The following is a 13,699-nucleotide window of genomic DNA, read 5'->3' as shown; positions in this document are numbered from 1 at the left end:
GTTTCACTGCTGTGCCAAACTGATCAACATCAATTATCTTCGCTAAAGTAGGTTTTTTTTACTTATTTCAGAACCTGTGTACCGAGCTTCTCCCTTCTGATCATTTTCAACTATCTTTGAGTCAATTGCTGCTTGTCGTCCGGGGGGGCTTTGGCTATCGCCTGTCGCCCATTCCGGCTGCCGGAGGCCCCACACATGGAATTCAAAGATTATTATCAGATACTCGGCGTGGCGAAGACCGCCACTACCGATGAGATCAAGAAAGCCTACCGCCAACTGGCACGCAAATTTCATCCCGATGTGAGTAAGGACCCGGAAGCCGAGCAGCGCATGCAGGAAATTAATGAGGCTAAGGCGGTATTGTCCGATCCGGAGAAACGCCTCGCCTACGATCAACTGGCTCAGCAGTATCACTCTGGTCAGGATTTCCATCCGCCTCCGGATTGGGATGCGGGTTTTGAGTTCAGCGGACGAGGCTTCGAGGAAGCTGATCTAGGTGTGTTTAGTGACTTCTTCGCCAACTTGTTTGGTCAGGGCGGGCGGGCAGGTCGAGGCAGACGTGACCATCAGATGCGCGGCGAGGATCGCCATGCCAAAGTCGTCATTGATCTTGAGGATGCCTACCATGGCGATATCCGGACGATTACGCTACAGGTGCCGCAGGTTGATGCCATGGGACGTGTTACCTCTCAGCAACATACTCTCAATGTGCGCATACCGAAGGGCGTTAAAGAGGGCCAACATATCCGTCTTTCGGGACAGGGCAGTCCTGGGATTCGAGGAGCCCCAGCAGGAGATCTGTTTCTCGAGATTCACTTTCGTACAGATCCACGCTACCAGATTGACGGGCGGGATATTTATCAAACGGTGCCGGTCACGCCTTGGGAAGCCGCCTTGGGGGCAAGTATCAAAGTATCCACTCCCTCGGGAGTAGTAAAAGTTAAGGTACCCGCAGGCTCCCAGACCGGACGCCGGTTGCGCCTGAAGGGGCGCGGTATTCCGGGGCCTGCTCCAGGCGATCTTTATATAGCGCTTGAGGTAGTATTGCCCCCAGCGAATACTGCCAAGGCACGTGAATTTTATCAGGCTATGGCGCGTGAGCTTGCGTTTGATCCACGCCGCCACAAAGGAGGCTAGGACATGGCACAGCCGTTCATTGCTAGCGGTGAACTCATTGACGATACGACCTTATCTCTCGATGAGTTGGCTCGCGCCTGCTCGGTAGCCACCGAATGGGTCGTGGAGCGCATCGAGAGCGGCCTGCTGGCTGATGGCTCACCCTATGTGGCGAGCTGGCGCTTCACCAGTCGTGATCTAACGCGTGCGCGACGGCTGTGTCAATTGGAGCGGGACTTTGAAGCCGCACCCGAACTCGCTGCCCTGACGACCGACCTGATCGAAGAGAACCAGCGTCTAAAGGAACGGTTACGGGCCGCTGGGTTAAGAGTCAAATGATATCCAAATAGTGAGCGCCGACGAAACGCTACCCGCTGCATTTAAAGCCGTCGCACCGAATTCCCACCTTCGATAATGCGGTTGATCAATGCCACAACCCCTAGGTGTGCTTGCGTTTCATCGTCCAGCCCTTCTGCATTCGCATGGGCATTGGCGGCGTCCTGCAGAACACCAATAATTTCACTTTCCGAAAGGAGTTGGTGGTCATTCAAGGCAAGTAGTAGCGATTCACAGATGGCCAGTGCCGCCAATCCTGCATAGTCATGTTGTTTTGACATGTGAGTTTCTCCATGTGGGTAAGTGGAGAGTGTTGGAGAGTGTAAAAGCAGCGAAGCATCCCGCCTGATTAGCAGCGAATTGATAGAAACCCCGCTATGCTAGGCTAATCAAAAGCAGTCACGCTGTGGCTTTTTGATTATATTTTACTCCATTGGGAAAGGTTATGACGGCGATTGAAACTCTCCCGCTTGCCCGTAAACTTGGGGCATATATGGCGTTGTCGCAGGCCGAACGTACTCTTATCTCGGACTTGCATCAGTCCTGTAAACCAGTGGCGGCAGGAAGACACTTAGTCGATCAGGGACAAACAAATCATTTAGCTTATATTCTCGCGGCAGGGTGGGCCTGTTCGTATAAGATCCTGCCCAATGGCGCTCGCCAAATCGTAGATTTTCATATTCCGGGCGATTTCCTGGGTCTGCGACATGTATTGCTGCACACATCTGATCACACTATTGAATCCATTACCGATAGCGAAGTCGCTGACGTACCAGTGAAAGAGCTGCTTGAAATTCTATCTCGCAATCCGCGGCTTGCAACAGCTGTCCTGTGGGCAGCGTCGCGGGATGAAGCCATGGTGGTTGAGCATCTCGTTGATATTGGCCGACGCAGTGCCGTGGGGCGCATGGCACATTTTCTGCTGGAACTTGGCTCAAGACTCAAACTTGTGGGTTTAGGGGATAAACAAGGGTATGTTTGCCCACTCACCCAATACCATCTGGCCGATGCGTTAGGGTTGACGGCGGTCCACGTTAATCGTGTGCTCAGGCAATTGCGCGAAAATGGGTTACTGACCTTTCGTCATGGGGTGGTGACCTTCGACAATTATCATGCGCTGAGTACAATGGTCGATTTTGATCCCACGTATTTGGATCAAGCGGGCACCGCTTCTATCGTGACAATGCGAAACCGGTGCCCAGCTCAATGAGCTCTGCGGTGATCGTCTCCTGCCTGACTCGACGCAACGTGGCCTGGAATACCCCCAATTCTTGCTCGATCTGGCTTCCCGCCGCAGACATCGTGGACATGCGTGCTTCATTTTCTGCGCTAAAGGCATGCAGTGCCGCCTTGCACACCAGGGCATGAAAATAGTGTCCACTCAGGTCGCTGATCAACGTTTCCAGGGGGGTTTGTGTCAAATAGCGTTTCCCTGTGCTCGGTGGAAAAGTTGAATGGTCAATGGGGAAAATGCCCTGTCGGATGATCGTGGGATGGCCAGCATTCCAGGCAGTGAAGAGGACATCCAGACGCTCGATCTCCCCTCGTTCGATATCGCGATAGATTACTTTGGTGATCTCATCCGCCAGCTTGGATATACCCAGCGTTCGTGCTGGCATTGCCAGACTCCAGCGTGGTACTAAGCCGCGGGCTAAAGCAATGAACTCCCCGCGCGTACCGACCATAAACAATGGCTGGGCTTCAGGGCTGGCGATACTATCCAGCACCCGCTCGCTAAATGCGCCAGCGAACCCCTGTTCGGCACAGAATACCAGCAGCCCCCGTTTGTATTGTGGGGAGCTAGCCTGCGCTTCGATAGGGTAAGGGGAGGGGCCAATAACGCTAGAGATTGCAGTGGCAATGGCCGCCGCATAGCTGTCGATAGCTATGATCTGTGTTCGCGCAGTATAGGCACGTGAGGCTGCGATGCTTTTCATGGCATTCACGACAGCGCCTAGCTGGCGGACGCTTTTGATTCGAGCACTGATATCCGCCAACCGTTCGGTCATGGGGCTGTTACCTCGTTAGGGGGCGCGGTGATCCTTATATCCGCTTTGTCGTCTGATAAGGCGTTGGCAAAGCGTGTCATCACAGACATGAGTGTCTCGTGGATTTCGCTGTTCAGCGCTCCCGTTTCGGCAATCATTGCCACCGCTTCCGCAGCGTGGGTATCCAATATGGCCGGTAGACCTGAGCAGAATGTCGCTATCGCGTCCAGTGAGAGTGGGTCAAGCAGGCCTGCCTGAACGGCTAGCACTAAGCCGACTTCATCGGCTAGGCGTAAAGGCATATGCTGCGGCTGGCGCAAAATGGCTCGAATTCGCCCGCCGCGGGTCAACTGCTGGCGCACACGGCTATCGGGCATGCCACCAAACCGGGTAAATACCTCCATCTCCAGGAACTGAGCATAGTCAAGCCGCAGAGTGCTGGCGGCCTCGCGTAACGCTACCGCCTGTGTCTTGCCGCCCACTCGGCTGACGCTAAGTCCCACATCGACCGCCGGTTTTTGTCCTTGATGGAACAGCCCCGCATCGAGCACTATCTGGCCATCGGTAATGGAAATAAGGTTGGTGGGGATGAAGGCTGAAAGGTTGCCCGCGTCGGTGTCGGCAATCGGTAGTGCGGTCAGCGAGCCACCTCCGCGTGCCTTTGATAGCTTGGCGGCGCGTTCCAACAACCGGGCATGAATGTAAAAAACATCTCCTGGATAGGCTTCGCGCCCCGGTGCCTGACGTGTCAGAAGCGCGATTTCGCGGTGGGTGGCCGCATGTTTGGAAAGGTCGTCAATCACGATCAGGGCATGCTGTCCCTTATCGCGAAAATATTCCGCCATCGTGATCCCAGCATAGGGTGCAATCCATTGAAGCCCAGGAGCGCTTGCAGACCCCGCCACTAGCACGATGCAACGAGTGAAGTCCCCCTGGGTTTGCAGGGCATCAATGACGCGCCGAACGCTGGATGTCTTTTGCCCAACCGCCACGTAAACACAAATCATATCGCTCGACTTCTGAGCAATCAGCGCGTCGGTTGCCAGCGTGGTTTTCCCCGTGGCGTGGTCGCCAACAATCAGTTCGCGTTGGCCGCGGCCTAGGGCAAATAGCGTGTCGACCACCAATATCCCGGTCTGAACCGGTTCGGTGACTAGATCACGTTCGATAATCGAAGGTGCGGGGCGTTCGATGGGTAAGTGAGTGGTGACCTCTATCGGTGCCTTACCATCGAGTGGGCGGCCCAGAGGATCAATCACCCGGCCGAGTAGTGCCTCGCCCACAGGAACGTTAACCACTTCACCAGTGCCGAATACGGCGTCACCTGCTTTTACATCGGTCGCCGCGTCAAAAAGAACGCAGCCAATCAGGTCGGCATCCAGAACGTGGGCAAAGCCAAGCTGCCCCCCTTCGAACCTCATTACCTCGTCAAGGCGGGCATTACGAAGTCCCGAGATCAGTGCCACGCCATCGCCAATTTCCTCAACCCGGCCTTTGTGTTCAGTGTAGCTGCCGATCGATAAACAAGAGACTTTGCGTTGTGTGGCCGCAAGCCAGTCGAGAGTGTTATACGGCATGGTTGAGTGCCTGAATGATCTTGGCGAGATCCGACTGCCAGCTATTATGAAGCGCAAAATAGGGAGTGCGCATCTCAACGCCCGCCACCAGTTCGGGATCCACCTGAAAGGTTAGCGCTGGTGTTCGGCCGAGGGCCTGACCAACCGCTTGCGTTAGGGTTACCTTGTCTTCCTCGTCAAGCTCTGTTGCGCTGATCACTTCAATAGCATGCTCTGCTTCCATGAGTGCCTGTCGGTCTTGTGCGGAAAGCTGGCCGATGGCCTCAACGAGGAGCCCCAGAAAGGCACTTTTGACAACGGGGGTGTTCAGTCGCGTGAGTAGCTTTTGGGCAATGTCCACGGCAAGCAGGGAGGCGTGAGACGTGAGTTCGACGCGCAGCGCATTGGCCTCTCGGGCGTTGCTAAGCTTGGCTTCCTCAATGAGTGCTTCTGCCTTTTTGTTGGCGTTTGCCAGCACACTGTTGGCTGCGCGTTCCGATGCCTTCTTGGCTTCGTTTAGCATTGTGTCACGCTCGGCTGCAATGTCTTCACGGGCAGCGGTCAACTCAGCAAGGACGGTCTCGGCATTGGTTTTGGCCGTTTGTGCATCACTTAGCAGGGCTTGCGCGGTTTCCTGGCGGTTCTTAATCGCGGCAGCTACTGGCCGCCAGAATACGCGCGACAGCAACCAGACCAAGATAAGGACGTTAACGGCCTGCAGTCCGAGGCTCCAAAAGTCGATAGTCATGCCGTTACCCCAGTAACGGATTAGCGAACAACAGTAGAAGCGCGATGACCAGACAGTAGATGGCCGTTGTTTCTATCATGGCTAGGCCGACGAAGAGGGTTCGCGAGATAGTATTCGCTGCCTCGGGCTGACGCGCGATGGCATCCATTGCCGCCGCGACGGCACGCCCCTCTGCCAGTGCCGGACCGATAGCGCCAAACGCCACCGCTAAGGCGGCACTGATAATACTGACCAGGCTGAGATAGTCCATCACGACTCCTTCTCTATAGGCGGTGGTGCGGTTGCTGGTTATCCGGTGCTCGTTGACCTTCTTCGATTGTCGCTGCGATAAATACCATCGCCAGCACGGCGAAGATGTAGGCTTGTACCAGCCCCGTCAGCAGGTCGAGCGCCATCAAGGGAATGGGAACCAGAAGGCTCGCCAGAGAGGCGATAATGCCAATGACAAAAACGCCGCTCATCACGTTGCCAAACAAACGGACAAACATTGAAAAAATCCGGGTGACGCTTTCCAGAATATTAAGTGGAATCATCACCAGATTGGGTACGGCGAAGGATTTAAGATAACCCTTCAGTCCCCCTTGACGGACGCCGAACCAGATAATCGATAGAAAGACGAGCGCCGCCAACGCCGCGTCGGTTTCGAACTGCGCCGTCGGGGGTGTCACCCCAGGGATAAGGGAGGACCAATTCGCGACCAGGATGAAAAGAAAGAGTGTGCCGATGAAACTACGATATGGTGCCGGTTCAGCACTGGACGTCTCGCGGATTTGAGTATCCAGTGTAGTGACAATAAGTTCGAGTGCTGCCTGGCGCTTATTGGGTCGTGCATCAAGGCGCCGGGTGAGTAAACACGCACCCAGGACGAGGACCGCGATGATGGCCCAGGTCGTGACAACAGCCTGGGTGATCGGAATCGGTCCGAGTTGAAAAAGTGGGGTCGTCTCTAGAGGGGAGTTCATGGGGTGATATGCCCTAGTTTGCGGAGCATGAGCGTTTTGGCGGATACAATACCTGTCAGCATGGCCAAAAGCGTTAAGGCGCCCATCAGTACGGCGACGTAAAGCCCAAGGACAAGTAGTGTAAGCCGCCCCAGTGTGAGGGTCATTGCCATCAAGGGGCGCCCGTGACTAACGTTCACAAACAGATCGATCGTTTTCTGAAGGGCGTAAAAGTAGATATAACCGAGCGCCAGCCCACCCAGAAAACACAACGGTATCTTGAGCAGCAAGGGCCACGTTAATAGCAGGGGTAACGAGCCTTGTGGGAATGATAAGAGCGGTAAAGAGAGAGTGTTCATCATCGTGCGTTCATCCACTTCCAGGCGATCCATCCGCCAAGGCATAGGCCAATCACCAACAGTGGCATGGTCCATAATGTGCCGGTCCCCAGTTGGCTATCCAGCCAACGTCCGAAAAACAGGCCTGCCAGGGTCGGTACGATAAATATCCAGCCGAGTACCCCAATTTGGGCGAGACGGCGTCCAACGGACATATCACCTTCACGCAGCCAGCGTTCATGCCGATCGTGCCGCCGCCGAGCCTCACTGACCAGAGGGTCATCCTCGGGGGGGCGATCTGCGCTCACTGGAACTCGCCTTTATTAGAGCTACGATGAAGGCGGCTGATCATCTGGCGGATAACGTTGAGCTGCAGGCGAACACTTTCGATATGCTCTGCCCGTTCCTCTTCCGCCTCCGTCTCGAAGCGCGCTAAAACGTCGGCATCCAGTGTGGCAAGGTCATCGCCCATGACCGCCTCCCGAGTCGCGATCTCAATGTCGCCACTGTTATCCACGGTGAGTACACCCCCTCTAATCGCACAGAAGTGCTCGGCGCTAGCCACCCGCCAACTGATGATTGAGAGCGTCAGAGAGGTCAGAAATGGCGCATGATGTGCCAGAATGCCAAAGCTACCGCTTGCGTCCTCGGCACGCAGGCTATCAATCTCCTCTTCAACAACGATAGCCAGCGGGGTAACGATGGAGAGATTCATGCCGCACCCTCACTGAGCGGGGTGTCTTTGTCATTTGCTTTCGTTGCCACTTCCTTAGCACGCGCCTGCTCTAGTGTGCCCACCATATAGAGCGAGCTTTCCGACCAATTGTCGGTAGCGCCATCTAGAATAGCTCGGCAACCCGCTAGCGTTTCTGCCAGGGCAACGCTAGCGCCAGGGGTGCCGGTAAAGGCTTCAGTAACCATGAACGGTTGGGTAAGAAAGCGTTGCAGTCGGCGTGCGCGATTGACGATCAGTCGATCCTCGGTGCCTAACTCCTCGATGCCCAACAACGAGATGATATCGCTCAACTCCTTGAACCTTGCCAGCGCCTGTCTGACATCCTCAGCAGTTTGGTAGTGTTCGTCACCTACCACCGATGGATCAAGCAGCATGGACGATGAGGCAAGCGGGTCAATAGCGGGATAGAAGCCCTCCGCCGCTTGGGCGCGGGATAGCATAATGACGCAATCCATGTGGCTGGAAATGGTGGTGACGGCAGGGTCGGTGAAATCATCAGCAGGCACGTAGACGGCCTGAATAGCCGTTACAGCAGCCCCGGCCACCGAGGCGATGCGCTCCTGAAGTCGCGCGACTTCGGTAGCCAAAGTGGGTTGATACCCAACGCGTGATGGCAGCCTCCCCAGCAGGTTGGATACTTCGGCACCTGCTTGGACAAAACGAAACACATTGTCCATTAACAGCAGTACATTTCGGTGCTTCTGATCACGGAAATACTCCGAGATCGTCAGCGCTGTCAATGGTGCCCGCCAACGCGCCCCAGGAGGCTCGTTCATTTGGCCATATACCAACACGGTGCGGGTTAACACCCCTGATGCCTGCATTTCAGTCAGTAGTTCGTGCCCCTCACGCGAGCGCTCCCCAATCCCCGCGAACACCGAAATGCCTTGATATTTTTCGACCATAGCTCGAATGAGCTCCATCACCAGTACCGTTTTGCCGACGCCCGCACCGCCAAACATGGCGGCCTTGCCGCCCTGTGCCATTGGGGTCAATAGGTCAATTACCTTGATGCCTGTCTCAAACACCTGCGTGCTGGTGGTTTGTGTTCTCAGCAAGGGGGGAAGCGCATGAATCGAGCGGCGGGGTATATCGTCTGGTAACGCAGTGCCGTCATCTTGGGGGTGGCCAATAGCATCCAGTAGCCGTCCTAGTACCGCCTCTCCCACAGGCACGGTGACAGGGCTTCCCGTTGCACGCACCACCACTCCACGCGATAGTCCAGCGGTTGATCGAAACGCTACCGCGCGAAGCGTCGTCATATCAAGGTGGCTATGTACCTCAAGAAGCAGCACCGTGGGCTGGTCCCACTCCACGTTTAACGCGGCGTTAATGGGCGGCATCACGCCATCTTCAAACACCACGTCAACCACTGCACCTCTCACTGCATGTACCACGCCGCAAGCGGTGATACTTTCTGACTCCGCGCTATCGAGTGCCATAGTGAGCTTCCCTATGTGAACCCACTGAACCCATGGGGGCCGCAATCTATCTAGACATGTTAGAGGTGTTTAAAAACCGCCGCGCTGATCTGTGTCAGTATTAAAGGGTACCTGCCACTCCCCCCTTAACAGACAAAAGGGGAGGACCATCATAAGGTGATGCCATGCAACATATTGAATCCCATCGATCGCACCGTACTGGATGGCTGCGCGCTGCGGTGCTAGGCGCCAATGACGGTATTGTTTCCACCAGCAGTCTAATACTCGGTGTCGCAGCGGCCAGCTCGGTGCATAACGACATCCTGCTGGCGGGTATTGCGGGGTTGGTGGCTGGCGCCATGTCGATGGCGGCGGGGGAGTATGTCTCGGTCAGCTCGCAAGCCGACACTGAAAACGCCGACCTCGACATTGAGCGCAAGGCGCTGGCGGAGCACTACGAACTGGAGCAGGAAGAGCTTGCCAATATTTACGAAACCCGCGGCCTGACGCCAGAGCTGGCGCGGCAAGTCGCCGAGCAACTAATGGAGAACGACGCCCTGGGCGCGCACGCACGGGATGAAATTGGCATCACCGACACCAGCCAGGCACGCCCCCTGCAAGCCGCGCTTTCCTCGGCTGTGTCTTTCACAATGGGGGCATTACTCCCACTGCTGGTCGCTTGGCAGGCGCCGCCATCACTGTTATTTCCTCTGGTCGCACTCTTCTCACTACTTTTTTTGGCTCTATTGGGTGCCATTGCAGCCCGTGTAGGTGGGGCGCCAATACTAAAAGCTGCGGCAAGAGTGATGTTCTGGGGCGCGCTCGCGATGGCCTTAACATCCGCCATCGGTCACGTGTTTGGGGTGATAGCTTAAATGCCTCAACTACTGCGGCGTGCCACGCTTCAGGGTTGAATTCCGCCTAAATGCCTGCACTCATATGAGGAGTAAGCAATCCACAAGGAGGCGTTATGACGACGTTAGTGATTGGTGCGAACGGACAGATTGGCAAGCAGTTTTGTGAACTGGCCCAAAAAGCGGGCACGCCTATCAAGGCGATGATTCGCAGCGAAGACCAGGCAGCTTGGTTCAAAGAGCACGGCATTGATACCGTGGTCGCCGATTTAGAAGGTGAGTTTGAACAAGCCTTTGAAGGCTGTGACCAAGTGGTCTTCACGGCGGGATCAGGCCCACACACCGGGCCGGATAAAACTTTGATGATTGACCTTTTCGGCGCCATTCGGACTGCCGATATCGCCAAGCAAAAAGGTCTCTCCCGCTACATCATGATTAGCGCCATGCGTGCAGAACAGCCGCTAGAGGCGCCCGAGAAAATGCGCCCCTATATGGCCGCAAAATTTGCCGCCGATGCGCACCTTCGCAACAGCGGTGTTCCCTACGTCATTCTCAAGCCTGGTCGTTTGACCGACGAAGCTGCTAGCCAGCAGTTCGCCAGCTCACTGGATGAAGCAGGCGACAACCAAATCTCACGTGCCAACGTAGCCCATGCGCTACTTCACGCTGTGCAAAAGCACGATGTGGTCAATCAGGAGTATCTGCTGCTGGATGGAAAACGCTCGATTGGCGAGATCATTGAATAAGGTTGCCTATGAACCCTATCGATATTGGCAGCGCCTACGATCAGATTACCCACCTTTGGCAAAGTGAGAAATTCAATCTCGCTAACGGGATGGAAGCGCACAAGAGGGCGCTTTCGTTTGTGAAAGGCCGGGGTAAGGCACTGGATATCGGTTGCGGGTGTACCGGCCGCTTTATCGACTTCTTGCAACAAGAAGGTTTTACGCCTGAAGGCGTGGATGTTTCCGATGAAATGTTACGTTTGGCTAAGCTGAAGCATCCCGAGGTGATCTTTCATCATCAGGATATTTGCCAGTGGCTGCCGCCGGAAAAATATGACTTCATCACCGCCTGGGACAGCATCTGGCATATTCCGCTAGCGCAGCAGGAAAGTGTGATGACCAAACTCATCGAAAGCTTGAATGAGGATGGGGTGCTGATCTTCTCTTTCGGCGGTACCGACGAACCCGGTGAGCATAGCGACAGCTTCATGGGGCCAGAGGTCTATTACTCTACGCTTGGCACCAACGGCTTCTTGTCCCTGCTGATTAAACTAGGCGCGGTGTGCAGACATCTGGAGTACGACCAGTACCCGGAGCTGCATACTTATTTGATAGTGCAGAAGGGACAATCATAAAAAGTATTAGCAGTATGCAACCCCCAGCTCCCGCTTGAACCATTCTGCCAGCGGCTCGCAGCGACGGGGGTGAGTTAGAAGTTTGGTTTGGTTGGGTAGCCACAGACAGAGGCGCGCAGGGGTTTGGATACTTCCCCAAGGGGCCACAAGCCGCCCACTCTTTAGATCATCTTCGACTAGCAATCTGGGTGCGATCGCGACACCTAAGCCCGCCACCGCTGCCTCCATCAAGTAATAAAGGTGATCGAACCCCTGGCCTTTGCTTAGCGCCGCATCAAGCTGTGCCCGCTCCAGCCCTTTGGCAGTCGCCCACTGCGGCCACGCCTGGGGTCGGGAAGAGGTATATAAAAGCTTATTCGCAAGCAGCGATTCAGGCTTGGTCGCATCGCACTGGGCCGCCAGCTGCGGGCTTGCCACCGCACATATCTGCTCTGCCATCAGCTCGAATACCTCTACACCTGCGGGCCAGGGCGGCTCGGCAAACGCCAGGGTGGCGCTGGCATCCGTTTGCGTGCCCGGCTGCTCGCTTTCACTCACCACTACCTGCAATTTCAGCTGGGGCAGCTCGCGGTGCAGGCGATCCAGGCGGGGAATCAGCCAACGGGCCAAAAGACTGCCAGGGCAGGCTAGAGTGAATGGCGCCTCTTCGACATCACGCTTGAGCGCTGCACAACTATCCTTCAAGCGTGAGAACGCTTCACTCACACCACTCTGCAGCTGCTCCCCGTGCGCGGTCAGTACAATGCCTCGGCCCGCTTTGGCAAAAAGCGCGACAGCAAAATGTTCATCCAGGCTCTTTAGCTGGCGGCTAACAGCGCCGTGAGTCACGCTTAGCTCATCGGCCGCAGCCGTCACGCTGCCTAACCTGGCGGTGGCTTCAAAGGCGCGCAATGCGCTAAGCGGGGGCATGCTGTGTTGCATGGGGTATCCTGCTAACAGTTGACTTAAACTCACGTATTGATGACATCTTATCGATTTTTATCCCCACCTGCTTGCGCTATTTTCATTGGACTGTTTTCACTGAACGGTTTTCACCGACTGTTCGATAACGCATTCAGAGGTCGCGATGAATCAACCTGTAGACGTATCCAAAAGCCTGCCCGATGCCAACGGGCTATTTGGCAGCTTCGGCGGTCGCTTTGTCGCTGAAACGCTTATGCCGCTGATTTTAGAGCTGCAAGACGAATACGCCACCGCTAAAAATGATCCCGAATTTCAGCGCCAGCTGGCCTACTTTCAGGGTGACTACGTGGGTCGGCCCAGCCCGCTCTACTTTGCCGAGCGGCTGACTGAGCACTTTGGCGGGGCAAGTATTTACCTAAAGCGCGAAGAGCTGAATCACACCGGCGCGCACAAGATCAACAACTGCATTGGTCAGGTGCTGTTGGCCAAGCAGATGGGCAAAAAACGCATCATCGCGGAAACCGGTGCGGGTATGCACGGCGTGGCTACTGCCACCGTGGCGGCGCGCTTCGGCCTGCCCTGCGTGATTTATATGGGCAACACGGACATCGAACGTCAGCAGCCCAATGTATTCCGCATGAAGCTACTGGGTGCGGAAGTCATCCCCGTGACCTCGGGCACCGGCACGCTAAAAGACGCCATGAACGAAGCGCTGCGCGACTGGGTAACCAATGTAGACGATACCTTTTACATCATTGGCACCGTCGCGGGGCCGCATCCTTACCCGGCCATGGTGCGCGACTTCCAGGCCGTGATCGGCCACGAAACCCGCGCCCAAATGCTGGAAAAGAAAGGTCGCCTGCCGGATTCCCTGGTGGCCTGCATTGGCGGCGGTTCAAACGCCATGGGACTGTTTCACCCCTTCCTCCTTGACCTTGATGTGAAGATGATTGGCGTGGAAGCCGGCGGTAAGGGCGTGAAAAGCGGCCTACACGCCGCCAGCCTGAACGGTGGAACGCCCGGCGTGCTGCACGGCAACCGCACATACTTGCTGCAAAACGAAGATGGCCAGATTATCGACGCTCACTCGATTTCCGCCGGGTTGGACTACCCCGGTATCGGGCCAGAGCACGCCTGGTTGCACGAGCAGGGGCGGGTCGAGTACGTCTCAGCCACTGACGACGAAGCGCTGGAAGCCTTCCAGGTTTGCTGCCGTCAGGAGGGCATTATTCCTGCCCTGGAAACTGCCCATGCATTGGCGGAAGTTGCCAAGCGGGCGCCCAGCTTGCCCCGTGAGCACTTAATGGTGGTCAACCTCAGCGGTCGGGGTGACAAGGACATGATGAGCGTGGCCCATCACCTGGGGGATAAATTCGGGGTGAAAAACGCATGAGCGCACCAC

General features: G+C 55.9%; 18 protein-coding genes. 7 read left to right on the top strand and 11 right to left on the bottom strand.

Annotated features, from left to right (window positions below):
- Positions 1-195: 195 nt before the first annotated feature.
- Together AC5TBW_RS13065 and AC5TBW_RS13060 are read left to right on the top strand one after the other, a co-directional pair.
- Complete coding sequence (locus AC5TBW_RS13065) at positions 196-1,137, top strand: DnaJ C-terminal domain-containing protein (RefSeq protein WP_495508979.1); 942 nt, start codon at positions 196-198, stop codon at positions 1,135-1,137.
- Positions 1,138-1,140: 3 nt separating this feature from the next.
- On the top strand, positions 1,141-1,455 hold the full coding sequence (locus tag AC5TBW_RS13060) for a chaperone modulator CbpM (protein WP_495508978.1): 315 nt from the start codon (positions 1,141-1,143) through the stop codon (positions 1,453-1,455).
- Between the two features lie 41 nt (positions 1,456-1,496).
- On the opposite strand, the gene AC5TBW_RS13055 is transcribed toward AC5TBW_RS13060, so the two are convergent.
- Positions 1,497-1,733: a hypothetical protein gene (locus tag AC5TBW_RS13055; RefSeq protein WP_495508977.1), complete on the bottom strand. Its 237-nt coding sequence runs from the start codon at positions 1,731-1,733 to the stop codon at positions 1,497-1,499.
- Positions 1,734-1,897: 164 nt separating this feature from the next.
- Here AC5TBW_RS13055 and AC5TBW_RS13050 point away from each other — a divergent pair, with 164 nt between their 5' ends.
- On the top strand, positions 1,898-2,662 hold the full coding sequence (locus AC5TBW_RS13050) for a Crp/Fnr family transcriptional regulator (RefSeq protein WP_495508976.1): 765 nt from the start codon (positions 1,898-1,900) through the stop codon (positions 2,660-2,662).
- Here the strand turns inward: AC5TBW_RS13050 and AC5TBW_RS13045 are convergent.
- From AC5TBW_RS13045 to atpD, 9 genes are read right to left on the bottom strand one after another with little or no spacing between them, the layout of a single operon-like run.
- Entirely contained in the window at positions 2,625-3,461 is an 837-nt protein-coding gene (locus AC5TBW_RS13045; RefSeq protein WP_495508975.1) for a F0F1 ATP synthase subunit gamma, read from the bottom strand. The genes AC5TBW_RS13050 and AC5TBW_RS13045 overlap by 38 nt on opposite strands.
- Positions 3,458-5,017 carry a F0F1 ATP synthase subunit alpha gene (locus AC5TBW_RS13040; protein ID WP_495508974.1) on the bottom strand — a complete coding sequence of 520 codons (1,560 nt, stop codon included), beginning with the start codon at positions 5,015-5,017 and terminating at the stop codon, positions 3,458-3,460. The genes AC5TBW_RS13045 and AC5TBW_RS13040 overlap by 4 nt, the downstream gene beginning before the upstream one ends.
- On the bottom strand, positions 5,007-5,744 hold the full coding sequence (locus tag AC5TBW_RS13035) for a F0F1 ATP synthase subunit delta (protein WP_495508973.1): 738 nt from the start codon (positions 5,742-5,744) through the stop codon (positions 5,007-5,009). Before AC5TBW_RS13035 ends, AC5TBW_RS13040 begins: the two co-directional genes overlap by 11 nt.
- 4 nt (positions 5,745-5,748) lie before the next feature.
- On the bottom strand, positions 5,749-5,994 hold the full coding sequence (locus AC5TBW_RS13030; RefSeq protein ID WP_495508972.1) for a F0F1 ATP synthase subunit C: 246 nt from the start codon (positions 5,992-5,994) through the stop codon (positions 5,749-5,751).
- Positions 5,995-6,007: 13 nt separating this feature from the next.
- A complete protein-coding gene (locus AC5TBW_RS13025; protein WP_495508971.1) occupies positions 6,008-6,706 on the bottom strand; it encodes a F0F1 ATP synthase subunit A in 699 nt (232 codons plus the stop codon).
- Positions 6,703-7,089 carry an N-ATPase subunit AtpR gene (locus AC5TBW_RS13020; protein WP_495508970.1) on the bottom strand — a complete coding sequence of 129 codons (387 nt, stop codon included), beginning with the start codon at positions 7,087-7,089 and terminating at the stop codon, positions 6,703-6,705. The genes AC5TBW_RS13025 and AC5TBW_RS13020 overlap by 4 nt, the downstream gene beginning before the upstream one ends.
- Positions 7,044-7,331, bottom strand: coding sequence for an AtpZ/AtpI family protein (locus AC5TBW_RS13015; RefSeq protein WP_495508969.1), 288 nt, complete (start codon positions 7,329-7,331; stop codon positions 7,044-7,046). The genes AC5TBW_RS13020 and AC5TBW_RS13015 overlap by 46 nt, the downstream gene beginning before the upstream one ends.
- Positions 7,328-7,738, bottom strand: coding sequence for a F0F1 ATP synthase subunit epsilon (locus AC5TBW_RS13010; RefSeq protein ID WP_495508968.1), 411 nt, complete (start codon positions 7,736-7,738; stop codon positions 7,328-7,330). The genes AC5TBW_RS13015 and AC5TBW_RS13010 overlap by 4 nt, the downstream gene beginning before the upstream one ends.
- The gene (atpD, locus tag AC5TBW_RS13005) at positions 7,735-9,201 is read right to left on the bottom strand and encodes a F0F1 ATP synthase subunit beta (RefSeq protein ID WP_495508967.1); all 1,467 of its coding nucleotides are present in this window, start codon (positions 9,199-9,201) and stop codon (positions 7,735-7,737) included. The genes AC5TBW_RS13010 and atpD overlap by 4 nt, the downstream gene beginning before the upstream one ends.
- A gap of 164 nt (positions 9,202-9,365) precedes the next feature.
- On the opposite strand from atpD, the gene AC5TBW_RS13000 reads away from it, so the two are divergent.
- From AC5TBW_RS13000 to AC5TBW_RS12990, 3 genes are all read left to right on the top strand, one after another.
- Positions 9,366-10,055, top strand: coding sequence for a VIT1/CCC1 transporter family protein (locus AC5TBW_RS13000; protein WP_495508966.1), 690 nt, complete (start codon positions 9,366-9,368; stop codon positions 10,053-10,055).
- 95 nt (positions 10,056-10,150) lie between these two features.
- Positions 10,151-10,780, top strand: a complete 630-nt coding sequence (locus tag AC5TBW_RS12995) for an SDR family oxidoreductase (RefSeq protein ID WP_495508965.1) — start codon at positions 10,151-10,153, stop codon at positions 10,778-10,780.
- A gap of 8 nt (positions 10,781-10,788) precedes the next feature.
- Entirely contained in the window at positions 10,789-11,394 is a 606-nt protein-coding gene (locus tag AC5TBW_RS12990; protein WP_495508964.1) for a class I SAM-dependent methyltransferase, read from the top strand.
- A 6-nt stretch (positions 11,395-11,400) separates the two neighbouring features.
- Here AC5TBW_RS12990 and AC5TBW_RS12985 read toward each other — a convergent pair whose 3' ends face one another.
- Positions 11,401-12,315, bottom strand: coding sequence for a LysR family transcriptional regulator (locus AC5TBW_RS12985; protein WP_495508963.1), 915 nt, complete (start codon positions 12,313-12,315; stop codon positions 11,401-11,403).
- 145 nt (positions 12,316-12,460) lie between these two features.
- On the opposite strand from AC5TBW_RS12985, the gene trpB reads away from it, so the two are divergent.
- A complete protein-coding gene (trpB, locus tag AC5TBW_RS12980; RefSeq protein WP_495508962.1) occupies positions 12,461-13,690 on the top strand; it encodes a tryptophan synthase subunit beta in 1,230 nt (409 codons plus the stop codon).
- Positions 13,691-13,699: the final 9 nt, after the last annotated feature.

The sequence above is a fragment of the Vreelandella sp. ssv genome (genome assembly GCF_059448525.1).
This window is presented reverse-complemented; position numbering and strand designations above follow the sequence as displayed.